The sequence below is a fragment of the Oceanospirillum linum genome, from assembly GCF_001995095.2.
Classification (GTDB): Bacteria; Pseudomonadota; Gammaproteobacteria; order Pseudomonadales; family Halomonadaceae; genus Oceanospirillum; species Oceanospirillum linum.
Window position 1 is genome coordinate 64,979 of record NZ_MTSD02000005.1, and the last position, 21,798, is coordinate 86,776.

Here is a 21,798-nt window from a genome sequence, read left to right on the forward strand (position 1 = left end):
AAGGAATCTGAATGACTGAGCGCGAAGGGGTTATAAAATACCGGTTGGATTACACCAAGACTGAGGCTTGCCCGTCCGAACCCCTTGAGGCGATACAGCAGTGGCGGCTGACTCTTTTTCAGCTGGCGTTGATCGGGCAAAGCCCCGACCGATATGGTGGTTTGGGGTATGGCAATATCAGTATCCGGCATGGGGATGGATTTATTATCAGCGGTACCCAGACCGGAGGGGTGGAACAGTTGTCACCGGAGCATTACGCACTGGTCGAGTATTGCAACCCTTTAACAAACCATATTGTTGCCAAAGGTCCCGTGAAGCCTTCTTCCGAAGCTCTGACCCATGGTACGGTTTATGCGCTGGATGACACCATTCAGGCTGTTATTCATGTGCACAGTCCTGAGATTTGGTTGAATAGGGCGCGGCTTCAGATGGCTGAAACTCCGGCTGATGTGCCTTATGGCACACCTGAAATGGCCCAAGCGGTTAAAAATATCTGGCGGCAAGGGCTGCTGTCGCTCAACACTGTATTCGCTATGGCTGGCCATGAAGACGGCGTAGTCAGTTTTGGCCGGGATATGAATGAAGCAGGTATGGCTATGCTGAATACTTTTCAGTGGGCCAGAACATTTGAGTTGAATGATGCAATTGAGACAGGGGAGCATCCTGCTGGTAGCCAGTACTTCTGATCACCTGGCCGCTTTCCGGTTTATCGCCTGTTGGTTTTTTTGTGCAGACAGCATTTTGTTTAAGAGCCCCATACCCGTAAATTTGCGTGTATGGGGCTCAGATTGGCACAGCGTTCGTTTTATTATTTCGCTGATGATGAGTTTAGTCCGAGGTCGGCACCATCGGTTTGCTTGGGTAGCTTGCTCCGTACATAGTTGATCATCAGAGCAACAAGAGCCAGTGCGGATATCACCATCAGCCACTCCGGTAATAAATGTTCACTGGCAGCAAGTTGGGCGTTAATATCAATTTTAAAATAGTGGACCAGAGCATTAGTGGTTAACCCGGAGATAAACGCAATACTAACGACACCACCCAGATAACAGGCAAGTGCTTTGCCACCCAGTTCCCGCTTAACAATTCCCAGCGTTGCCATATTCGTGGCAGGTCCCGCCAGCATAAACACCAGTACAGCACCGGGGGATATACCGGATAGTAATAAACCCGCTGCAACAGGTGTTGATGCAGTAGCGCAAATGTACATAGGAATACCTACCAGCGCCATGACCACCATTGCGGTAAAACCACTGCCCCACTGAGTCAGAAACTGCTCCGGTACCCAGGTCAGTGTCATTGCAGCCAATATGAGGCCCACCATAAGCCAGCCGGCCATATCGTTAAATATGTCGACAAAGGCATAGTGTTGTCCCTGAATAAAACGGTTCAACACATTTGGTTTTTGTTCCGGCTCACTGGATTTAACGGAAGAACAGCCACTTTTTTTACTGCAGCAACCACCTGCTGCTTCGGTGCTTTTGTTCTCTGACCGCTTTTGATCCGGCTCATCGCAAAATATTAATGTCATCAGGCCTGCGGTTATAGCACTCAGGATGGCGGCAATGGGGCGGATAATCGCCATAAAAGGTCCCAATAGCGCATAAGAAACAGGCACAGAGTCGACACCGGTCTCCGGTGTGGCAATCAGAAAAGATACGGTTGCACTTTTGGATGCCCCACTGCGCCTGAGGCTTATGGCTGCGGGAATAACGCTGCAGGAACATAAAGGCAAAGGCGCACCAAAAAGGGCCGCTTTTACGGTTGCGCTAACGCTGTCAGACCCAAGGTGTCGGGCGAGTGTGTCTGTGGAGACAAAACTATGAATCAAGCCCGCAACAACCAGGCCTCCCAATAACCAGGGCGCAGCATCAAGGAAAAGGAGGTAGAAATTTTCAATAAGTAGCATGCTGTTTTTCCTTATCTGGATGACCATCCGCCAGTGCGGTAAGAATTGTGCAGTGGCTGGCCGGTAAGGGGCCGCCACAGCAGGCATCAGTAATCTGCTTCAGCGCAGTGCGCATCTGCTGTAACTCCTGAATTTTATTTTCGATTTCCATTAGCTTCTCTTCAGCAAAACGCTTTACTGTCTGACAGGTCTCCTGTTCCCGGTTGACCTCCAGATCCAGGAGTCCCGCAATATCCTTTAGGGAAAAACCAACGGCTTTGGCTCGCAGAATAAACTCAACCTGATTCCGGGCACTTTCCGGATACAGGCGATAACCTGACTCTGAACGATTGGGTTCCGGGAGGAGGCCCTGCTTCTCATAAAAGCGCAGGGTTTCCACAGAAACACCGCTAGCTTTTGCTAATGAGCCAATTTTATAAGAACCGGACATCTGGTTGACCTCTTCATTTTTCCAAAATTATAAACCCTGTAGCTAACTATAGGGTCAAGGGTGAATTGATGCGATATGCTGATGTGTTTGTCACCAGGAGCCGGGTGTGTACTGACTATTAACTGTCTGTGTACTTTGTATATTTCTGATACTCAGGGACATCTGGGGAAAAAATGGTTATCAGGGTTTTAAGTGAGGCTTATGGTTGCCGATAATTGTGTTAATCTAAAACCAAATCGGCAGGTCACACCTGCCGGGGATATAAGAATATAAACAGAGGTTAACCGATGAAGCATCGTATCATCGCCAGTACCCTAGCCGTAGCGGCTACCCTAGCTTCCATTCCATCTGAAGCGGCTCCGGTCTATCGCCAGGCAGGAGACAGCAATCCGAGAGTTGATGTTTATCAGCAGTCTTATACTTATGCTGGTATTGATATGATGAGCTACAGTTATAGCGGAACAGCGACCGACTCCGGTAACTCTACCCGACTGACATTTGGACAGCGTTTCGAGGAGTTTGTATCTGCGGAAACCCAGTTGGCTGTAGGTGATGGCGCCCATGAGTACTCTGTTGGCGTTTATGCCCGTGGCGCCCTGCCATTGGGCCGGCTTCAAATTAAAGGCTTAGTAGGGTTTGCTGCATCACAGTTTGATAATGCCGGTGTGGTTGAGAACGTAAAAAGTATCTCATACGGGGGCGGAGCTGAGCTGACGCTATGGCGTGATTGGTATTTTAATGCTGACTATATGAGTTATGACGAGTCACTGGATGCGATCAATATTGGACTTGGTGTTCGTTTCTGATATAGCGCTGGTTATTTATTCAAAGAGTCAGCTTTGCTGGCTCTTTTTTGTTTTGATGACGCATAAGTTAATTATGGAATTAAATTCAGGAGAGGATTTGTGTCTGAGTTATTTTTGTATTGGCCGGAATTCTTAACGGTTGTTGTTGTACATTTTTTGGCTGTTGCAAGTCCTGGGCCTGATTTTGCGGTTATTTTACGTCAAAGCCTTTGTGCCAGTAGTCGCTCAGGTGTCTGGACCGCTGTTGGAATAGGCAGTGGTATTCTGGTTCATGTTACCTATTCTTTATTGGGGCTGGGTATTCTGATTGCTCAGTCGACCACGGCCTTTACGGTACTTAAAGTTTTAGGTGCGGCCTATCTGTTATGGGTTGGGTGGCAGTGCCTGAAAGCAAAACCATCCGATGAAGAGTCTGCAGATGGTCTTAGCCAGGATCGTGATGTAAATGCAGCAACAGCCTGGAAAGCCTGGCGTCTGGGTTTTCTGACTAACGTGCTGAATGCTAAGGCAACACTCTTTTTTGTATCTTTGTTTTCTGTCGTGATCAGCCCGGCGACTCCTGTCTGGATTCAAGGGTTTTATGGGGCGTGGATGACGGTGATGACCGGACTCTGGTTTACCGGGTTAGCTTTGTTTCTGTCCCGTGGACAGGTTCGTGCTTTCTTCAGAAGAATCAGCCACTGGATTGAACGTGTCACAGGTGTCGCTCTGATTGCACTGGCTGGCAAACTAGCCACTGCTTCCCAAGGGTAGTGTATTTGAAACACTGATATTATTGCGTTACAGCCTACTCCAAGGTAACGGAAGATAGCCGGGCCAGTTATCGGCAACAACAAAAAGCCGCTCTCCTGAGCGGTTTTCCAATAACATGCCTTCAGCTCCTATCTGTGGTTTTTTATTTTTCTTTCTGACTGCTGCCTCTGTGGCTTCCGGCGACGTTTTTAGTGCGCTGACCAGCCTCTCAGTGAGAACTGTTTCTGAGAGCCATTCCGGTGCCACAATAGGTGCCATCCAGTGAGGTTTGCGACAGACCCGCCACTGATAGTTTGTGCGCTGGTCTTTTTGTTTTAGCCATTGTTTCAGTGTGATCCATTGACCTTTCTGGTGATTTGGGTTCATACCCTCAGGCTCTGGTAATACGCCTTCCGCGGCAGAACCTGGGTAAAAAAGACAGCCCCGGGTCAAAGCACTGGATCGGTCAGGTATAAGATATACACCGTTTTCGCCTGTATGCTCTGATAGTTTTCGGCGCACTTCTTTGTCTTCAGACAAAGTCAGCTGCTGTGTGAAAAGCCGCTGCCACTTGTGCTCCATGCTATCCTGGCAGGCAGCGCCCAGCCAGTGGCTCCATTTTTCAGGTGATCCCCAGCCAGTTTGTGTACCCAGATAAAATTTAATTGCCAGTTCCAGGTGCCAGATTAATCCATCTCTGTGATCCAGAACCAAAACGTCAAACTCACCCAGAGTTCGTTGTTCTCCCTGAATGACAAGGTTGCTGGCCAGCAACTGCAAAGAAGGGTGTTGTCGGAAATAAAACAGCCATAACTGTTCGTGATAATGACCTAAGCGCTGAGCTTTTTTTCCGGATAAATAGGCTTCAATCGTTTTTGGGCATTGGTCAAGCTGTATTAAGCTATCCCAGTCAGGAGGGGGTATTTGCCAGCTTTCTGCAGTACAATGGCACAGCTGCTGCGTGGTTAATAGCCAGACCAGATCCCTGACCGCCTGATGCTGAAATATTTCCGGTGAGTACATGGCATCTCTTACTTAGTAGTCGTTGCTTTTGGGTATTAGGCGTTGATTTTAGGGCTGTTAGCAGCAAATTTTGGTGATAGTTGATCCTTTTTCCGAGTATATCGGATGTTGTATATCTTCTCCGCATTTTGGAGAATATCCTACAGAGTATGCAAATACCGGGTTTTTGCCAGGTTATAACCGGCTTTTCTTTTTTTGGGAAGCTTACATCCACACCAAACGAATCATAAGACGGCAGATGGAACAATTTAAAAATATTGGCCTAATCGGGCGATTGGGTAGCACTAAGGTTGTGGACACAATGAAGCGGCTGATCCGCTACCTGCAAGAACGCGATCTGCACATCATTATTGAAGATCAGGTTGGCGAGGTAATGCCCGGCCATGGTCTGCAGGAAGTCAGTCGTAAACTGATTGGTGAAGTCAGTGATCTGGTGATTGTAGTTGGTGGGGATGGCAGCCTTTTGGGTGCTGCCCGTGCTATTGCCAAATACAATACTCCGGTTTTAGGGGTAAACCGCGGCCGGCTGGGTTTTTTAACGGATATATCACCAAACGAGCTCGAAGAGCGTGTTGGTGAAGTGCTGGATGGCCAGTATATTACTGAAACCCGTTTTATGTTGGATGCTGAGGTTTATCGCAATGGCGAGCCTGTTGGTAATGCCGTTGGGCTAAATGATGTTGTTTTGCATCCGGGTAAGTCTGCCCGCATGATTGAATTTGACCTCTATATTGAGGGTCAGTATGTTTACAACCAGCGCTCAGATGGTTTGATTGTTTCTACTCCGACGGGATCTACTGCGTACTCCCTGTCTGGTGGTGGGCCGATTATGCATCCAAAACTGGATGCCATCGTGCTTGTGCCTATGTTCCCCCACACTCTGAGCAGTCGTCCGATTGTGGTTGATGGCAGTAGTGAAGTGAAAATTATCATTGCTGAAGATAACGAAGCCTACCCACATGTCAGCTGTGATGGTCAGACGCACCTTGTTACCAAGCCCGGCGATGTTCTTTATGTTAAAAAACGCCCGTATAAACTGCGACTGATTCACCCTGTAGATCATAATTTTTACGAAATTTGCCGAACAAAGTTGGGCTGGAGTAGTAGTTTTGGCGATCAGTAACACCAACTTTACTTGCCTGCCTGATGCTTCGGGCTACGATTTGATTGGCGATATTCATGGTTGCGCCCATACGCTTGAGCGCCTTTTATTACAAATGGATTATCGCAAGAGCAATGGTGCCTGGCGACATCCGGAGCGTAAGATTGTTTTTCTGGGAGATATTGTCGACAGAGGCCCTCGTATCCGGGAGTCCCTGGAACTGGTTTACAGCATGGTTCAGGCGGGTGAAGCAGTCTGCATTATGGGGAATCATGAACATAATGCTCTGACGTACTGCACCCCTGCACCGGAAGGTTTTGCCGATGATTATCTGCGCAGCCACAACCCGCGCCATACCCGATTAATCCGGGAAACCCTGGATCAGTTTGCCGGTGCTCAGGATGAATGGGCACTTTATCTTGACTGGTTCAGAACCTTACCTCTTTATATTGAATCTGAAGCTTTTCGGGTGGTGCATGCCAGTTGGGACAGAAGATTAATACAGAGACTCCGGGATGAATATTCTACTGACAAGATCACTTATGACCTATTGATTGAGTCTGTTCAGCCGGGAAGTTTTGGTTTTCACCTGATGGAGCACCTGACACGGGGTAGCCATATCCGTCTGCCGGAAGGTATAGAAATCCATGGTGGTGATGGTTTTACCCGTAGGACCTTTCGCACTCATTTCTGGGCTGAGAATCCTAAAACATACGGTGATGTGATTTTTCAGCCGGATAATTTGCCGGGAAATCTCGAAGACCGGGCTTTGAGTGAGCAGGAGAAAGCCGCCTTGCTGCATTATGCCCGTGATGAACGTCCTCTGTTTATTGGTCACTATTGGTGTGAAGGTGTGCCGGCCCTTGTTACACCGAATATAGCCTGTCTTGATTATAGTGCTGTGAAATATGGCAAGCTGGCTTGCTATCGGTACAGTGGTGAGACTCAGCTGGATGCCCGTAACTTTGTCTGGATCTCTGTTGATCGTGATGAGAACCGAGAGAGACAGAGTTAGCAGGTTGCAAAGAGCTGCCTTGAGATCATCTTTGTGGAGTTTTTTACTGCAAGAGCTTGGAACTTTAAGAAATGGACGCATACTAAGAGTATGGTTACTTTCTGAGCATCGGTTGTTCACGTAACCTGAGGTTCATGATATCGACTGAGGTTATATGCCTACGGTACCGGTTTATGGGTACAGGAGAGTAGGTTCCATTTTGCCTGTGTCGAGTGATTTGAGCCTTGCTTTACTGAATAGAGCTTGCTCACTGAGTAAGCCCGTTTCAAAAAGCAAAGTAAGATGAGTGACAGGATGTTCCTCCAGCGAGTTAATCCGGCAGCACGTACCATGCTGCCGGATTTTTTTATGCCTGTTTTCTGATGTAGAGGTTCTTATGATAAAAGTACTGGAACTGCCAGCGGATAAAGATTTGGCTGAATTAAGTCGCGAATTATGGGTACGAAAGATTGGCCATCAGATCCGTCAGAGTGAGACGAAACAGGAGATATTTCTGGCTAATCCCAAGGACTACCCGGAACTGCTGGCGCTGGTTCAGGACTGGCAAAACGGCACTCTGGCCTACACCATTGAGCCCGAAAAAGACCCCTCGGAGGGACTTAGAGAGGGGTGGGCGGCAATGAAACAGTGGCCTTTGACGGCGATAATTTTATTGATAAGCGGTCTGATAACTGCGCTGATCAGCTTTGAACCAAACCCAAACTGGCTAGCCCATTTCACCATTGTACCCTTTGAGCAGGTCAACCGTGGGCTGGCCTATTTACCTTTGTGGCCTACGCTTCAGGGCGGGGAAATCTGGCGACTGATTACTCCAGTCTTTCTTCACTTTGGCATTATGCATCTGATTTTTAATAGTTTATGGGTATGGGAGATGGGACGTTTGATTGAGCGCCAGCAATCAAGTGGGCATCTTGCAGTACTCTTTTTGGTCAGCGGTGTTATCGCTAACCTGGCTCAGTATATAGTAGGGGATATTCTTTTCGGTGGTTTGTCTGGCGTTGTTTATGCCTTGCTGGGTTATTGCTGGTTCTGGGATCGTTTCGCCGCATCTCCCCAGTTTTTTATCCGTAAACCCGTATTTATTATTCTTTTGGTTTGGTTGGTTTTCTGCCTCGTGGGCGGTACATCCATGCTGGGTTTTGGCGAGGTTGCAAACGCAGCTCATATAGCCGGTCTGGTCTCTGGCAGCTTATGGGCCCTGATAAGCGTTAAACTCTCCGGTAAAAATCGGAGTAATATGCGTTCTTACTAATGGCGTGCCTTTGTTGAACTGAGGTCAGGGTTTGGCGCTCTGAATGTTAAATTACTGCGTATTTTTAAGCTGTTATCTGCAACACTTGGAACCAGCAGATACGATATAATCCCTGCATTAACTTCGGCTGTTGCGTATGAGCGGCTATTTACTGACTATGGAGCTCCCCCATGACCCTGCAAGATATGATTCAGAATATGACTCCGGAAATTTACGCCAGCCTACGTCAGGCGGTAGAACTGCGTAAATGGCCGAACGGCGTTCGCCTGACGGAAGAGCAGGTTGAACTCTGTATGGAAGCTGTGATTCTGTTTGAAATTCAGCATGATATGCCAGCTCAGGATCGAGTGGGTTTTATGGAAGATCAATGTGAAAGTGATAAAGAGCACACAGACATTATCAAAATAATGCATTGAGCCTACTGGAAAATTTAGGAGATTATATGACGCTTGTTTCCGGTCAGTTGCATAAAATGTTCACTCAGGATACCCAGCCAGTCAGCTATAGTCTGGAGCTGGGTGATACAGTGGTTATGCTCAATGATCTGGTAGGTAAAAAGCTGAAGTTCAGCTTTCATGGTGCGATTAACTGCAGTCACTGCGGCCGAAAAACGAAAAAAAGTTATTCACAAGGCTTCTGTTATCCGTGTTTTAAGAAATTAGCGCAGTGTGATACTTGTATTATGAGTCCGGAAAAGTGTCACTATGATGCAGGGACTTGCCGGGAGCCGGAGTGGGGTGAAAAGTTCTGTTTTCAGGATCATATTGTCTATCTGGCTAATTCCTCCGGTTTAAAAGTTGGTATTACCCGTGAAACCCAGATCCCAACCCGCTGGATGGATCAGGGGGCTCTGGCAGCATTGCCTATCTTTCGGGTTAAGACCCGCAAACAATCAGGTTTGGTTGAAGATGCGATCCGTCAGCATGCTTCAGACAGAACGAACTGGCGAAATATGCTTAAAGGGCTTAGCCCTGAGATTGACTTATTGGCGGAGCGGGATCGTTTATTGGAATTGGCAAAAGATGAGATTTCGGCGTTGCAGGCTGAATTCGGTCTGGAGGCTATCTATCCCTTGTTGGATGCTAAGCCATTTGTTTTCAGTTACCCCGTTGTTCAACATCCGGAAAAGGTGACGGCGCTTAATCTGGATAAGACTCCTGAAGTGGAAGGTACCCTGCGCGGAATCAAAGGGCAGTATCTGATACTGGACTCCGGAGTACTTAATATCCGTAAGTTTAGCGCCTATCACGTGGATCTTGAGATCTCAGAGGACGGTTGATTCAGAACACGCAACACGCAGTGATAAACATCATTGCCCGGCAACCGAATCATGAATCAGTTTGCACCAGTCTGTACATTGCTTTTAATGACTTACGCCATTACGCAGGGAGCGAACCGTCATGTTTTATCTTAACCTGATAACCCAATTCAGATATCAGAAGTGATATAGGTTGGTTAATGGTGTTAGGTATCTTCATCTGAAGTAAAGCTGATGTTTCCGAATGAGATCACGCTGATGTCTCAGGCAGTACTTTTTGACGCGGTGTACCCTGTTGTAATTTTATAATTTATATCTGCTTATTGGGTGTGTTATGAGTTCAGTAAACAACGACATTATTTATCTTAAAGATTATTTGCCACCGGCCTTTCTGATTCAGACTGTGAATCTGGAGTTTGACCTGTCTCCCCATGAAACACGGGTACGCAGTACAATCACTTTTACCCGAAATCAAGAACGAAATGCCGGACTCCCGCTTGAGCTACATGGTAATGAGCTTAAGCTGATCTCCGTTGAGATAGATGGTCAGCCTTTGTCGGAAAGCCAATACCAGATCACAGCGGAGCAACTGATTATTCCTGATGTGCCGGATCAGTTTGTATTGAAGACTGATGTCCAGATCGACCCTGCCAATAACACCTCACTGGAAGGCTTGTATCGTTCCAATACAATGTTCTGCACGCAGTGTGAAGCAGAGGGTTTCCGCAAGATCACTTATTATCCGGATCGCCCGGATGTGATGGCTGCGTTCACTACCACAGTGATCGCCGATAAAACCGAATACCCTGTTCTGCTCTCCAATGGTAATCCAGTCAAAAAAGGTGAACTGGATAACAATCGCCACTTTGTTGTCTGGCAGGACCCTTTTGATAAGCCTGCTTATCTCTTTGCTCTGGTGGCCGGCGATCTGCAGGTGGTGAAAGACACCTTTACGACCATGAGTGGCCGTGAGGTGGCGTTGGAAATCTGGGTAGAGCCGGAGAATATCACCAAGTGTGATCATGCCATGGCATCGCTGAAAGCGGCTATGAAATGGGACGAAGAGGTTTATGGCCGGGAGTATGATCTTGATATTTACATGATCGTTGCAGTTAACGACTTTAATATGGGAGCAATGGAAAACAAAGGTCTGAATATCTTTAATTCTTCCTGTGTGCTGGCGCGTCCGGATACAGCCACTGATGGTGCTTTTCAGCGTATTGAAGGCGTTGTTGCCCACGAGTATTTCCATAACTGGTCCGGTAATAGGGTTACCTGCCGGGACTGGTTCCAGCTCTCCCTGAAAGAGGGTTTTACGGTTTACCGGGATCAGTGCTTTTCGGCGGATATGAATGATGAGGCTGTGAAGCGTATTGAAGATGTTGCGATGTTGCGTACGGCGCAGTTTGCAGAAGACGCCGGCCCAACGGCGCACCCGGTACGGCCGGATCATTTTATTGAAATTTCTAATTTTTATACCCTGACGATCTACGAAAAAGGTTCTGAGATTGTGCGGATGATTGCCAATCTGTTAGGGCCGGATCTGTTCCGCAAAGGGTCTGATCTTTATTTTGAGCGTCACGATGGCCAAGCGGTTACCGTGGAAGACTTTATTGGGGCCATGGCGGACGCTTCGGGTATCGATTTTAGTCAGTTTATGCGCTGGTATAGCCAGTCAGGTACACCAGAGCTTACGGTTAGCGGCCACTATGACGCTGCGGCTCAGCAGTACACACTAACGATTAAGCAGCAAACGCCGGTAACGAAAGATCAGCCAGAGAAACTGCCGCTGCATATTCCCGTTAAAGTGGGTCTGTTGAATGGGGCTGGTGCCGATATGCCTTTAACACTCTCTGCCGGGGAAGCATCAGGTGCACAGGGTGATCACGACCGGGTGTTGCATCTGCGTGAAGCTGAGCAGGTTTTCGTTTTTGAAAATATTGATGAAGAGCCTGTACCCTCTCTGCTGCGTGGGTTCTCAGCTCCCGTTAAGCTGGATTTCGGTTATACCCAAGCACAATTACTGCATCTGATGCGCCATGACTCAGATGGTTTTAACCGATGGGATGCGGGTCAGCGACTGGCTATTACTGCCCTTAAAGCGATGGTTACTCAGTTTGAGGCGGGCCAGATACCTAAGCTTGACTCTGCACTGACTGAGGCTTACAAAGGCTTATTCGAATCAGGTCTTAACCCCGCTATTCTTGCCGAGATGCTGATGCTGCCAGGGGAAGCGTATCTGGCAGAGCAGTTCGATATCGTACCGGTTGATGCGATTCATGCTTGTCGTAATATTGCCCGTAAAACACTGGCTGAGACTCTGAATGCTGAGCTGGAACAGACTGTTGCGGCAAATCAGCTGACCGGGGAGTATCGACCTCTGGCGGAGGATATCGCCAAGCGGCGTCTGAAAAATATCTGCCAGTCCTATCTGATGACACTGGAAGCCGATGCCGTAGTTGAGCGCAGTTGGCAGCAATTCAGCACGGCAGATAATATGACCGATCAGCATGCTGCTCTGACTGCTTTGGTGCACTCTAAGCAGGATGAGAAAGCTAAAGCAGCTCTGGAAAGCTTTGAGCAGCAGTGGAAAGATGATGCACTGGTAATGGATCAGTGGTTCCAGGTTCAGGCCAGCCGACCTCACCCTGACGCTTTAGCGAGAGTGAAAGCCCTGATGGAGCATCCGGCGTTTAGTCTGAAGAATCCTAATAAAGTGCGTTCATTGATTAGTGTTTACTGTAATCAGAACCGGGTTAATTTCCACAGCATTGATGGTTTAAGTTATCAGTTCCTGGCGGATGTGGTGCTGGAGCTGGATGGGATGAATCCACAGATTGCTTCTCGACTGATAACCCCGCTGACCCGTTGGCAAAAGATGGATGCTAAGCGTCAGCAGCTGATGCAGGCGGAGTTGCAGCGTATTGCAGCCGCTGACCTGTCAAAAGATCTGTTTGAAGTGGTTCAGAAAGCGCTGCCATAGAAGGTGCATTGAGATCCGATGTCATAAAAAAACCCAAGCCTTGGCTTGGGTTTTTTGTTTCACTGATTCCGTTACTGCCTGAGTCAGTGAGATATCAGGGGTAAATGCCTGATTAGTGCTCTTGAGCATCGGCACCATGTACGTGACCGTGCTCCAGCTCTTCAGCTGTTGCTTCACGAACTTCAACAACTTCAACATCAAACGCCAGAGTTACGCCAGCCAGTGGGTGGTTAGCATCAATCGTTACTTTGCCATCTTCTACTTTAGTTACGGTTACAGCAATTGGTTGGCCGGTGTTAGATTCTGCATGGAACTCCATGCCAATCTGAACTTCATCAACACCTTGAAACATCTCAGCAGGAACTTCCTGAACCAGCTCTGCGATATGCTCGCCGTAGCCATCTGCTGGAGCAACTGTAACGTTGAGTTTATCACCGGCTGCTTTACCCACAAGGGCATCTTCCAGACCCGGAATAATATTAGCGGCACCGTGCAGGTATGCCAGTGGCTCTGCACCGGCAGAAGAGTCGATCGTATCGCCTGCTTCATTGGTCAGCGTGTAATGAATGGATACAACTGCGTTGTCCTGAATTTGCATGAGGTGCCTCTTTGCTTTAACTGTATTTAGCGTTTAATGTGGGAGGATAACATGCCTCGTAGGCGTGTATGCAACCCGGTTAGGGAATTTCCGGTTTAAAGAGTTTGTTAAGCCCTTTTAAATGTGTGGTTTTTCTGGTGGCGTCGAATATTTGTATGTAATATTTTGCTGCCATCGTGAGCCTTTATTGCATTTTCTTGATATTGATAACGGTGGCTATTATCAGAGCTGACAAAAATAGGGTGAGGACCACCCTGGTCAGGTGGCTGTAGAAAATCAAAGCACATCGCCTTTTTGAAGGGCGGCAAGGGCACGCTCAGACAGACAACAATCTTTAAATAGAGCAACAGGATGCTGCACCATGAAACATAACTTACCTGTCACCCAGGTTGAGAAAAGTTTTCCCGATGACTTGCCTCTGATTTCCACGACTGACCTGAAAGGGCAGATTACCTTTGTTAATGATGGCTTTGTTGACATCTCAGGCTTCACCCGTGAAGAGTTAATGGGAAGGCCGCATAACATGGTGCGCCATCCGGATGTACCCTCAGCTGTCTTTGCTGATATGTGGGCTACATTGAAGAAGAATAAGCCTTGGATGGGCATCGTGAAAAACCGTTGTAAAAATGGTGACCATTACTGGGTTAATGCGTTTGTAACACCTATTTTTGACGATGGGCATGTCACTGGCTATCAGTCCGTGCGGTCAAAACCGAAACAGAAAATGGTGAAACGAGCTGAAGATATCTATGCACGTGTTGCTAAAGGCAGGAAACGATTCAGCCTTTATGATGTGAATCTCAGCCCAGGTATTCCCATACTACTTTTTGTTGCGGCGCTTATTCCCAGTAGCCTGAGCTGGGTGTTTAATCTGTCGGTATCAGCAACGCTGGGAATATCTGTTGTCGTTGGTGCTTCTGGTTTTTTATTGCTCAGAGCGCTAATGGCTCCACTGAAAAGAGCTAATGACCGGGCCAGGCGTTATATCGACAGTGATATTTTGAAAGAGATGTATGCCAATTGCACTGATGAAGCGGGACAGATGTATCTGGCTGCAATTATGCGTGAAGCCAGTGTGAATGCCATGACAACCCGTATCAGTCATTCTGCCAAAGAGTTATATACCCTTGGCGATGAGACCACACAGATTGCAAATCATGCTGCAGAAGCGATTAGTCGCCAGGCACTTGAGGTTGAACAGATAGCTACAGTGATCAGCCAGCTTTCCGGTGCGATTGATGATGTCGCTCAGAATGCTAACTCTGCTTCAGATGAGACCCGTCGGGCTAACGGAATGGCGCATCAGGGGTGTAGCATGGTTAATGATACAGCCCGGTCTATCCATATATTGGCTTCAGCTATTCAGCAAGCTGCGGTTAAGGTTGAGGGGCTGCATCAGGCCACCGACGACATCGCTTCTGCCATTTCGGTGATTACAGATATTGCGGACCAGACAAATCTGTTAGCACTTAATGCTGCTATTGAAGCAGCCCGTGCAGGTGAGCAGGGTCGTGGCTTTGCGGTGGTTGCTGATGAAGTGCGTGTTCTGGCGCAACGGACTCAAAGCTCTACCGGTGAGATCTATGACACTCTCGAGCGACTGAAGAAAGAGACAGAAGAGGTTGTTCGGGTGATGCGTGTCAGTCGGGAAAGCGCCACCGACTGTGTTGACCAGGCGCAGGTGGCAGGTGAAACGCTCAATGCGATCAGTCAGACCATGGAGTCAATAACAGATATGAGCCAGACTATTGCGGCGGCGGCAACTCAGCAAAGCGCTGCCTCCGACGAGATACGTAATAATCTGGATTTAGTTAATGAAGCGGCTGGGCGGGCGACAGAATCCTCCGCCCGAACCAAAGAAGCTTCAAATAACCTGATCAGTAGTGTCAGGCAGATTATGCAAAGTATTGCCCGGTAAGAAGTTTGCTTGTCAGAGAGAAAAAGGTGGAATACAGAGCAAAGAATAGCGCCGTATTCATCTAAGACTTTAATAGTTCTGACATGCTTTTGTGTGAAAATTCTATTGTTAAACAGTCACTTACTAATGTTCTAAGGGTAAATCAGTTGCGTAGTGTGGAAAAGCGGGCTTTGTATTTAAGAATACGGGATTACCTTGCAGCAGATATTGCTGCGGGAAAATGGGCTGAGAATGAGAAGCTACCTTCTGAGCGGCAGCTGTCTGAGCAGTTTAATACAACCCGGGTTACCGCGCGCCAGGCCCTGACTCAGCTTGAGGCTGAAGGGTTGATTTTCCGCTCTAACCGCCGGGGTTGGTTTGTGACGCCACCACGCATTAACTATGACCCAAGCCGTGATATGGGCTTTGTGCGCTATGTCGAAGACCAGGGGTTTAGCGCACGTACCCAGACCCTGGAGAAAAAACTGATAGAGCTGCCGGATCATATCGCCGATGAAGTTGGGCTTGACCGTGGAACCCCTGTTTATGAAATTTTGCGCCGCCGATACATCAATGATCGCCCCTGTCTTATTGAAAAAATATTTCTTAACCCCAAACACTGCCCCGGTGTTCTGCAGCACTCTCTGGATCGTTCGTTATGGAGCCTTCTGAAGGCTGAATATGATCTGGTGCCTGTGGAGCGTCATCTGGAGATTTACCCTCAAACACTTGAACAGCCTATTGCTGAGGCTCTGGATGCTAATACTGGTACGTCGGGGCTTTACATTCGGCGCATTTGCCGTGACCAGAACGGGGATTTTCTGGAGTTAGATGAAGAGTTTTGGTTGCATAACGCACTCAAAGTTGTTGTTAGTGTGATGCCGGACTGATTATCCGGTCATTTTTTGTCTTCTCTGAGCTACCCGGCCTGCTATAACGATTGCTTCCTTCGCTGTCTTTTTTTCGTCACTGATTTGTCATACTTGTCGCTTATTATCTGGTATATACCAGATGTTGATCGAATGAGTCTGTGTACAGGAAACAGCCTGAGGACAGATCGTCTGCAACCGATCCGAGGAGAGGCATTAAGTGCCGAAAAAACGTCATATTCTTATTATTGGTGGCGGCATACTGGGGTGTAGTGCTGCATTCGCTCTCAGTCAACGGACTCACTGTAAAGTGACTCTGTTGGAGGCTAATACATTGGCTGCAGCGACAACCAGTTCTGCGGCAGCTTTGTTAACCCGTGCCCGCCACAAGCCTGTTATCGCTGATTTAGTGAGAGAGACTTTTACTGCCATGGCTCAGCTGAATACCTTGCTGGATCAACCTCTGCCTTATAAAAAAGTAGGTAGCCTGCACATCGCCTGCAGTAGGGAGTCAAGTAATCAGCTGGATATGATGGCGATGCTAGCTGCTGAACAGCAGCTGCCGGTCCATAATTTGTCGATGGCAGAGGTCCGGCAAAAGTCACCCTGGCTCTCTCCGCCAGATGGCGCACGGGCTCTGTTTATGCCTGAGGATGGCTTTATCGATCCTTACCAGTTAGCCATGGCTTATCGACAGGGGGCTGCGGCATGTGCCCGTCAGTCTGGTGCAGAGTTACGCATTTTGCAGAATACACGGGTTGAAAAAATAACATTTGAGCCCGCAAGTGCTCATCCGGCCTGTGTGACAGGTGTAAAGCTGGCAGATGGCCAGTTAATCGATGCGGATATTGTGATTGATGCTGCCGGGCCATGGTCAACACTTTTGGCGAACGCGGTCGGTGTGGATCTTGCTATGGCTCCTGTACGCAGCCATTACTGGATTACCGGTAAGCTGAGCTCTGTACCACCTGATTCACCCATGGTGATTCTTCCTGATGCCAGGGCCTATGCCCGTCCTGAGGTAGGCCATCTACTGTTTGGTTTGCGGGATTATCAGCCTGTTTATATGAGCCCAGAGCAATTGCCCAATGAACTGTCCGGGTTCTGCTTTGGTCATGATCCAGAGGGTTGGCAGGCTCTGGAAGACGGGTATGAGGATCTGGCGGGCTTTTTCCCCGAAATTGATCGTGTACCTGTTGAACATTACATCTCAGGAATCTCCAGCTACACCCCTGATGGTAGTCCGCTTGCAGGCTTCCTAACGGATGATAAGGGCAAAATAAAACTGGAAGGTTTTATAGCTCTGACTGGCTGCTCCGGAGGCGGTATCGGTATGTCCGGTGGCCTTGGGCGACTGGCTGCAGAGTTAGCGTTAGACGAGCCTCTTTTTACTGATCTTAAACCTCTGGCGTTGAATCGCTTCGGTAGTGTAGATCCTTTAAGTGACGATTTTCAGCGTCGGTGTGCATTGGCCCGTATGGCTAAGCGCAGTGGATAAGCGCGGCTGAAAAACTATATGGCCGGTACTGCATCCTGAAACTTTTTTTGTAATTTTCATCTGCCGTTAATGGAATTGAAATATTGAGTTGTTACTTTCTGGTATATACCAAGTAAAAGAAAAAATTGATCAGTGATTTAAGCAACTTCAAGGAAAAAACAATGTATCTGACTCAACCGATAAAAAAGATCACCCTGGGCCTGGCTGGAGCCATCGCTCTTATGGCCGGTAGCGCACAGGCGAATACTGAACTTAAAGTCTATACCGCACTGGAGACAGAGCAGCTGCGTCCATATGCCAAAGCGTTCAATGCACAGTACCCTGATATCAGTATCAAATGGGTGCGGGACTCCACAGGTATTGTGACCGCGAAGCTGCTGGCTGAGAAAAACAACCCTCAGGCGGATGTGATCTGGGGATTGGCGGCAACCAGTCTGCTGGTACTGAAAGAGCAGGATATGCTGGAGCCATACGCACCGAAGGGGCTGGCAAAGCTGTCACCTAAGTTCCGTGATAAAGCGGCCACGCCTTCCTGGGTCGGTATGGATGCCTGGATGGCCTCTCTGTGCTTTAACACCATTGAGGCTGAAAAACTGGGATTGCCAAAACCAACCCGTTGGGAAGATCTGACTAAACCTGTCTATAAAGGTCATGTGGTTATGCCGAACCCGGCATCATCTGGTACCGGTTTCCTGGATGTTTCCTCCTGGTTGCAACTGTTCGGTGAAGACAAGGGCTGGGACTACATGGACCGCCTGCATAATAACATCGCCCGTTACACTCATTCTGGCTCCAAACCCTGCAAACTGGCTGCCGCTGGTGAAGCCCCAATCGGCATCTCCTTCGCTTACAAAGGTGCCAGCCTGAAGAAGAAAGGTGCTCCACTGGATGTGATCTACCCACAGGAAGGTCTGGGCTGGGATATGGAAGCTGCAAGTATCGTTAAAGGTACTAAGAACCTGGATGCCGCCCGGAAGCTGATGGATTTTGCTGTCAGTAAAGAAGCCAACAAGTTGTACAACAAGAGCTTTGCGGTAGTGGCTTATCCGGGCATTGCTCAGCAGATTCCTTACTTCCCATCGGATGCTGAGAGCCTGATGATGAATAATGATTTCGAATGGTCTGCCAGCAACCGTAAGCAGATTCTGAGCAAATGGCAGAGTCGTTACGACAGCAAGAGTGATCCCAAGTAAACGTATCTTCTTCGGGGGTGTGTCATCTGACTGACACACTTTCCCCTGAGACTGATGCCGGATGCCATAACTTTTTCATCAAACTGACTTTTATTCGATTTTATGCTGCAGCCAAACGCATCAGGCTGTAGTGATTACCGCGACCCGGAGACGCTTATGATGGCGCAACCTCAACAACCGATCACTTCTGCTTGTACCCCATCAGCTAAGCGAAGTCATGCCCCTTATCTTCAGGTGAATAAACTCTGGAAACACTACGGTAACTTTGCCGCCCTGAAAGAGGTGTCACTGGAGATCGAAGAAGGCGAATTTGTCTGTTTTCTGGGGCCTTCCGGTTGTGGTAAAACCACGCTTTTACGGGCGATTGCTGGCCTGGACCCTCAGAGCCGGGGAGAGATTGTGCAGGGTGGTCAGACTATCTCACGCCTGCCACCGGAACAGCGTGATTTCGGTATTGTTTTTCAGTCCTACGCTCTGTTCCCGAATCTGACCGTTACTCAGAATATTGCTTATGGTCTGCGCAGTCTTAAAAAAAGCCGTCAGGAGGTTGCGCAGAAAGTAAATGAACTACTGGAAACCATCGGCCTGCCGGATATGGCCCATAAATATCCTGCTCAGCTTTCCGGTGGTCAGCAGCAGCGTATCGCTCTGGCTCGTGCCCTGGCGACTGAGCCAAGCCTGCTGTTACTTGACGAACCTCTTTCTGCGCTGGATGCCCGGGTGCGCCTGCATCTGCGTCAGGAGATCCGCAGCCTGCAGCGTAAGCTGGGTATCACCACGATTATGGTGACACACGATCAGGATGAAGCTCTGGCTATGGCTGACCGTATTGTGGTGATGAACCACGGCATTATTGAGCAGGTGGGGACACCGGAACAGGTTTATCGCCGCCCGGTTAATGCTTTCGTAGCGAACTTTGTGGGTACTATGAACTTGTTGCCGGTTAAAGCAGCTAATCAGCAGCAAGTGAGAGTTCAGAGTCGCCTGATTAACTCCAGAAGCTATAAATCAAAGCAAATGGATGCCGCCTGGCTGGCATTTCGTCCAGAGGTTGCTGAGATTAAACCTGTGGGTTTGCATCTTGATGGCAATCGTTATGAGGGCTTCAGCGGTACAGTACTGCATACCGAGTTTATGGGGAATTTTTTACGTATTGAGGTAAGTCTGCCGGAATTTCAGCAGAGTGTTCAGGTCGATGTTAGCAGTCAGCATACTGACCTGACCTTGTGTGCTCCGGGATATCAGGTTTGCGTATCCGTGCCTGTGGATGAGCTACAGGTGTTTGAACGCTATAACAACTCTGCAGCCACTGGCGCTATCCTTTCTGGTAAAAATGAAGAGGTAGCAGCATGAGTGGTGTTGCAGCCGACGGGCTTCAGGTCTCCGGAGGCGCTCAGGAGCGGGGTACGGTTAAAGCCGATAAAGTACGCCTGAGCCGTCAGGATTATCTTCAGCGTGGCGCTGTTTTGTTAGCGGTGTTTTTCCTGCTGGTGGCTTTGGTATTACCCCTTGGCACCATGCTGATCAAGAGCCTGCAGAATACTGAGGGTGAATTTGTCGGGCTGGCAAATTTTATTGGTTATATCCGTAATCCTGCACTGTTTCAGTCAGTGCTTAACTCTCTGCAGATCGCGCTGATCTCTACCTGTGTGGTGTTGTCGCTGGCATTTCTTTTTGCCTATGGATTGACCAGAACCTGTATGCCGGGTAAGAAAACACTGCGTGCGCTGACGCTGTTGCCGCTGTTTGCGCCGTCATTGTTGCCAGCGATTAGTCTTATTTATTTATTGGGTAATCAGGGGATTTTTAAAGAGATTCTTATGGGGGCTTCGGTTTATGGCCCGATCGGTATCGTCGCGGGCATGTGCTTCTGGGTGTTTCCCCATGTACTGATGATTATGATTACCGCACTGTCTAACTCCGATGCTCGTCTGTATGAAGCGGCTCAGGTGATGAAAGCGTCACCTGTTCGTACCTTTTTTACCGTAACTCTGCCATCGGCGAAATACGGCCTGATCAGTGCCGGTTTTGTCGCCTTTACCCTGGTGATTACAGATTTTGGTGTTCCCAAGGTGATTGGTGGCGATTTTAAGGTATTGGCAACGGATATTTACAAGCAGGTAGTGGGACAACAGAACTTTCAAATGGGAGCTGTGGTATCGGTGATTTTACTGTTGCCCGCCGTGTTTTCTTTTGCCGCAGACCGCCTGGTACAGAAAAAACAGGTTGCGATGCTCTCAGCTCGTGCAGTGCCTTATGTACCGAAGCCCAATCCGGTAAAAGACAATATTTTCCTTGGGATATGTCTGCTGGTCGTATCCGCCATTCTGTTGGTGATCGGTATGGCTGCCTATGCTTCTTTTGTCAGCTTTTGGCCCTACAACATGGAATTGAGTCTGCAGCACTACGATTTTGAGTCTGTTGGTTCCAGCTGGGGTTACTACTTTAATTCACTGGAGATGGCCGCCTGGGTTGCTGTTATCGGGACCTGTATCGTGTTTCTTAATGCCTACCTGGTGGAGAAGGGCCGTGCCTTTGAACCGGTGCGTAACCTGCTGCATCTGATGGCGATGATTCCGATGGCGGTGCCGGGTATGGTATTAGGTCTGGCATATATTTTCTTCTTTAACCAGCCGGATAACCCACTTAATTTTATCTATGCAACGATGGCGATTTTGGTACTGAACAGTGTGGTGCATTTTTATACGGTCTGTCATTTAACCTCGGTAACGGCGCTGAAGCAGATTGATGGTGAGTTTGAATCAGTATCCGCATCTTTGAAAATTCCCTTTTACGTCACCTTCTGGCGGGTCACGCTGCCGGTTTCTCTGCCAGCGGTACTGGAGATCTCGGTTTACCTGTTTGTAAATGCCATGACCACGGTATCAGCGGTGGTTTTTATCTACTCCAGCGACACCATGCTGGCTTCGATCTCGGTTCTGAATATGGATGAAGCGGGTAATACTGCCTCGGCTGCTGGTATGGGGATAATGATTCTGCTGACCTGCCTGGCAGTGAAGGGGCTGCATTGGTTACTGTCGCAACAGGTTCTTGAGCTGACTCAGGGGTGGCGTAACCGTTAAGCCTGAGATAAAGACAATCCGTGTGTGCTTGCTGAGCTTCAGCAGGCAGTAATAACGATTCCGGTAAGGTGGGTTGAATTTTGTCCGCCTTATTTTTTCATTGCCAGACTGGTATATGCCAGTTTCGTGCGAGCGATAAATAATTGCTTA

At 48.4% G+C, this 21,798-nt stretch carries 19 protein-coding genes; 15 read left to right on the top strand and 4 right to left on the bottom strand.

Translation table 11 applies throughout. From position 1 onward, the window contains the following. The first annotated feature begins 11 nt into the window (after positions 1-11). Positions 12-686, top strand: coding sequence for a class II aldolase/adducin family protein (locus tag BTA35_RS11970; RefSeq protein ID WP_078320055.1), 675 nt, complete (start codon positions 12-14; stop codon positions 684-686). A 122-nt stretch (positions 687-808) separates the two neighbouring features. On the opposite strand, the gene BTA35_RS11975 is transcribed toward BTA35_RS11970, so the two are convergent. Both BTA35_RS11975 and zntR read right to left on the bottom strand, forming a co-directional pair. Continuing rightward, positions 809-1,909 carry an SO_0444 family Cu/Zn efflux transporter gene (locus BTA35_RS11975; protein WP_078320056.1) on the bottom strand — a complete coding sequence of 367 codons (1,101 nt, stop codon included), beginning with the start codon at positions 1,907-1,909 and terminating at the stop codon, positions 809-811. Beyond that, a complete protein-coding gene (gene zntR, locus BTA35_RS11980; protein WP_078320057.1) occupies positions 1,896-2,339 on the bottom strand; it encodes a Zn(2+)-responsive transcriptional regulator in 444 nt (147 codons plus the stop codon). The genes BTA35_RS11975 and zntR overlap by 14 nt, the downstream gene beginning before the upstream one ends. 287 nt (positions 2,340-2,626) lie before the next feature. Here zntR and BTA35_RS11985 point away from each other — a divergent pair, with 287 nt between their 5' ends. Continuing rightward, positions 2,627-3,145, top strand: a complete 519-nt coding sequence (locus tag BTA35_RS11985; RefSeq protein WP_078320058.1) for an outer membrane beta-barrel protein — start codon at positions 2,627-2,629, stop codon at positions 3,143-3,145. 99 nt (positions 3,146-3,244) lie between these two features. Next, positions 3,245-3,898, top strand: coding sequence for a LysE family translocator (locus tag BTA35_RS11990; RefSeq protein WP_202931249.1), 654 nt, complete (start codon positions 3,245-3,247; stop codon positions 3,896-3,898). Positions 3,899-3,925: 27 nt separating this feature from the next. Here the strand turns inward: BTA35_RS11990 and BTA35_RS11995 are convergent, their stop codons facing one another. Continuing rightward, entirely contained in the window at positions 3,926-4,900 is a 975-nt protein-coding gene (locus BTA35_RS11995; protein ID WP_078320059.1) for a DUF1853 family protein, read from the bottom strand. A 238-nt stretch (positions 4,901-5,138) separates the two neighbouring features. Here BTA35_RS11995 and BTA35_RS12000 point away from each other — a divergent pair, with 238 nt between their 5' ends. The 6 genes from BTA35_RS12000 to pepN all read left to right on the top strand — a co-directional run bounded on the left by BTA35_RS12000 (position 5,139) and on the right by pepN (position 12,510). Continuing rightward, complete coding sequence (locus BTA35_RS12000; RefSeq protein WP_078320060.1) at positions 5,139-6,023, top strand: NAD(+) kinase; 885 nt, start codon at positions 5,139-5,141, stop codon at positions 6,021-6,023. Further along, a complete protein-coding gene (locus BTA35_RS12005) occupies positions 6,010-7,017 on the top strand; it encodes a metallophosphoesterase (protein WP_238377582.1) in 1,008 nt (335 codons plus the stop codon). Before BTA35_RS12000 ends, BTA35_RS12005 begins: the two co-directional genes overlap by 14 nt. A 376-nt stretch (positions 7,018-7,393) precedes the next feature. Continuing rightward, positions 7,394-8,269 carry a rhomboid family intramembrane serine protease gene (locus BTA35_RS12010; RefSeq protein ID WP_078320061.1) on the top strand — a complete coding sequence of 292 codons (876 nt, stop codon included), beginning with the start codon at positions 7,394-7,396 and terminating at the stop codon, positions 8,267-8,269. Positions 8,270-8,439: 170 nt separating this feature from the next. After that, positions 8,440-8,685 carry a YeaC family protein gene (locus tag BTA35_RS12015; protein WP_078320062.1) on the top strand — a complete coding sequence of 82 codons (246 nt, stop codon included), beginning with the start codon at positions 8,440-8,442 and terminating at the stop codon, positions 8,683-8,685. Positions 8,686-8,711: 26 nt separating this feature from the next. Beyond that, positions 8,712-9,548 (top strand): DUF2797 domain-containing protein, encoded by an 837-nt coding sequence (locus BTA35_RS12020; RefSeq protein WP_202931250.1) that lies wholly within the window; start codon positions 8,712-8,714, stop codon positions 9,546-9,548. Between the two features lie 313 nt (positions 9,549-9,861). After that, a complete protein-coding gene (pepN, locus tag BTA35_RS12025) occupies positions 9,862-12,510 on the top strand; it encodes an aminopeptidase N (protein ID WP_078320063.1) in 2,649 nt (882 codons plus the stop codon). A gap of 112 nt (positions 12,511-12,622) precedes the next feature. On the opposite strand, the gene BTA35_RS12030 is transcribed toward pepN, so the two are convergent. Further along, entirely contained in the window at positions 12,623-13,108 is a 486-nt protein-coding gene (locus BTA35_RS12030) for an FKBP-type peptidyl-prolyl cis-trans isomerase (RefSeq protein ID WP_078320064.1), read from the bottom strand. Between the two features lie 361 nt (positions 13,109-13,469). Between BTA35_RS12030 and BTA35_RS12035 the strand changes: the two genes are divergently transcribed. The 6 genes from BTA35_RS12035 (at position 13,470) to BTA35_RS12060 (ending at position 21,648) form a co-directional block, all read left to right on the top strand. Then, positions 13,470-15,026 carry a methyl-accepting chemotaxis protein gene (locus BTA35_RS12035; protein ID WP_078320065.1) on the top strand — a complete coding sequence of 519 codons (1,557 nt, stop codon included), beginning with the start codon at positions 13,470-13,472 and terminating at the stop codon, positions 15,024-15,026. Between the two features lie 155 nt (positions 15,027-15,181). Next, positions 15,182-15,895 (top strand): UTRA domain-containing protein, encoded by a 714-nt coding sequence (locus BTA35_RS12040; RefSeq protein WP_238377590.1) that lies wholly within the window; start codon positions 15,182-15,184, stop codon positions 15,893-15,895. A 199-nt stretch (positions 15,896-16,094) separates the two neighbouring features. Beyond that, the gene (locus BTA35_RS12045) at positions 16,095-17,372 is read left to right on the top strand and encodes an NAD(P)/FAD-dependent oxidoreductase (RefSeq protein ID WP_078320067.1); all 1,278 of its coding nucleotides are present in this window, start codon (positions 16,095-16,097) and stop codon (positions 17,370-17,372) included. 161 nt (positions 17,373-17,533) lie between these two features. Further along, complete coding sequence (locus tag BTA35_RS12050; RefSeq protein ID WP_078320068.1) at positions 17,534-18,565, top strand: putative 2-aminoethylphosphonate ABC transporter substrate-binding protein; 1,032 nt, start codon at positions 17,534-17,536, stop codon at positions 18,563-18,565. A gap of 156 nt (positions 18,566-18,721) precedes the next feature. Beyond that, positions 18,722-19,918 carry a putative 2-aminoethylphosphonate ABC transporter ATP-binding protein gene (locus BTA35_RS12055; RefSeq protein WP_238377583.1) on the top strand — a complete coding sequence of 399 codons (1,197 nt, stop codon included), beginning with the start codon at positions 18,722-18,724 and terminating at the stop codon, positions 19,916-19,918. Further along, the gene (locus BTA35_RS12060; RefSeq protein WP_078320069.1) at positions 19,915-21,648 is read left to right on the top strand and encodes a putative 2-aminoethylphosphonate ABC transporter permease subunit; all 1,734 of its coding nucleotides are present in this window, start codon (positions 19,915-19,917) and stop codon (positions 21,646-21,648) included. The genes BTA35_RS12055 and BTA35_RS12060 overlap by 4 nt, the downstream gene beginning before the upstream one ends. Positions 21,649-21,798: the final 150 nt, after the last annotated feature.

Bases quoted from the DNA above. Each gene is read 5' to 3' on its own strand.
- BTA35_RS11970 (WP_078320055.1), top strand. From the start codon at position 12: ATGACTGAGCGCGAAGGGGTTATAAAATACCGGTTGGATTACACCAAG.
- BTA35_RS11975 (WP_078320056.1), bottom strand. From the start codon at position 1,909: ATGCTACTTATTGAAAATTTCTACCTCCTTTTCCTTGATGCTGCGCCC.
- zntR (WP_078320057.1), bottom strand. From the start codon at position 2,339: ATGTCCGGTTCTTATAAAATTGGCTCATTAGCAAAAGCTAGCGGTGTT.
- BTA35_RS11985 (WP_078320058.1), top strand. From the start codon at position 2,627: ATGAAGCATCGTATCATCGCCAGTACCCTAGCCGTAGCGGCTACCCTA.
- BTA35_RS11995 (WP_078320059.1), bottom strand. From the start codon at position 4,900: ATGTACTCACCGGAAATATTTCAGCATCAGGCGGTCAGGGATCTGGTC.
- BTA35_RS12000 (WP_078320060.1), top strand. From the start codon at position 5,139: ATGGAACAATTTAAAAATATTGGCCTAATCGGGCGATTGGGTAGCACT.
- BTA35_RS12010 (WP_078320061.1), top strand. From the start codon at position 7,394: ATGATAAAAGTACTGGAACTGCCAGCGGATAAAGATTTGGCTGAATTA.
- BTA35_RS12015 (WP_078320062.1), top strand. From the start codon at position 8,440: ATGACCCTGCAAGATATGATTCAGAATATGACTCCGGAAATTTACGCC.
- BTA35_RS12020 (WP_202931250.1), top strand. From the start codon at position 8,712: ATGACGCTTGTTTCCGGTCAGTTGCATAAAATGTTCACTCAGGATACC.
- pepN (WP_078320063.1), top strand. From the start codon at position 9,862: ATGAGTTCAGTAAACAACGACATTATTTATCTTAAAGATTATTTGCCA.
- BTA35_RS12030 (WP_078320064.1), bottom strand. From the start codon at position 13,108: ATGCAAATTCAGGACAACGCAGTTGTATCCATTCATTACACGCTGACC.
- BTA35_RS12035 (WP_078320065.1), top strand. From the start codon at position 13,470: ATGAAACATAACTTACCTGTCACCCAGGTTGAGAAAAGTTTTCCCGAT.
- BTA35_RS12050 (WP_078320068.1), top strand. From the start codon at position 17,534: ATGTATCTGACTCAACCGATAAAAAAGATCACCCTGGGCCTGGCTGGA.
- BTA35_RS12055 (WP_238377583.1), top strand. From the start codon at position 18,722: ATGATGGCGCAACCTCAACAACCGATCACTTCTGCTTGTACCCCATCA.
- BTA35_RS12060 (WP_078320069.1), top strand. From the start codon at position 19,915: ATGAGTGGTGTTGCAGCCGACGGGCTTCAGGTCTCCGGAGGCGCTCAG.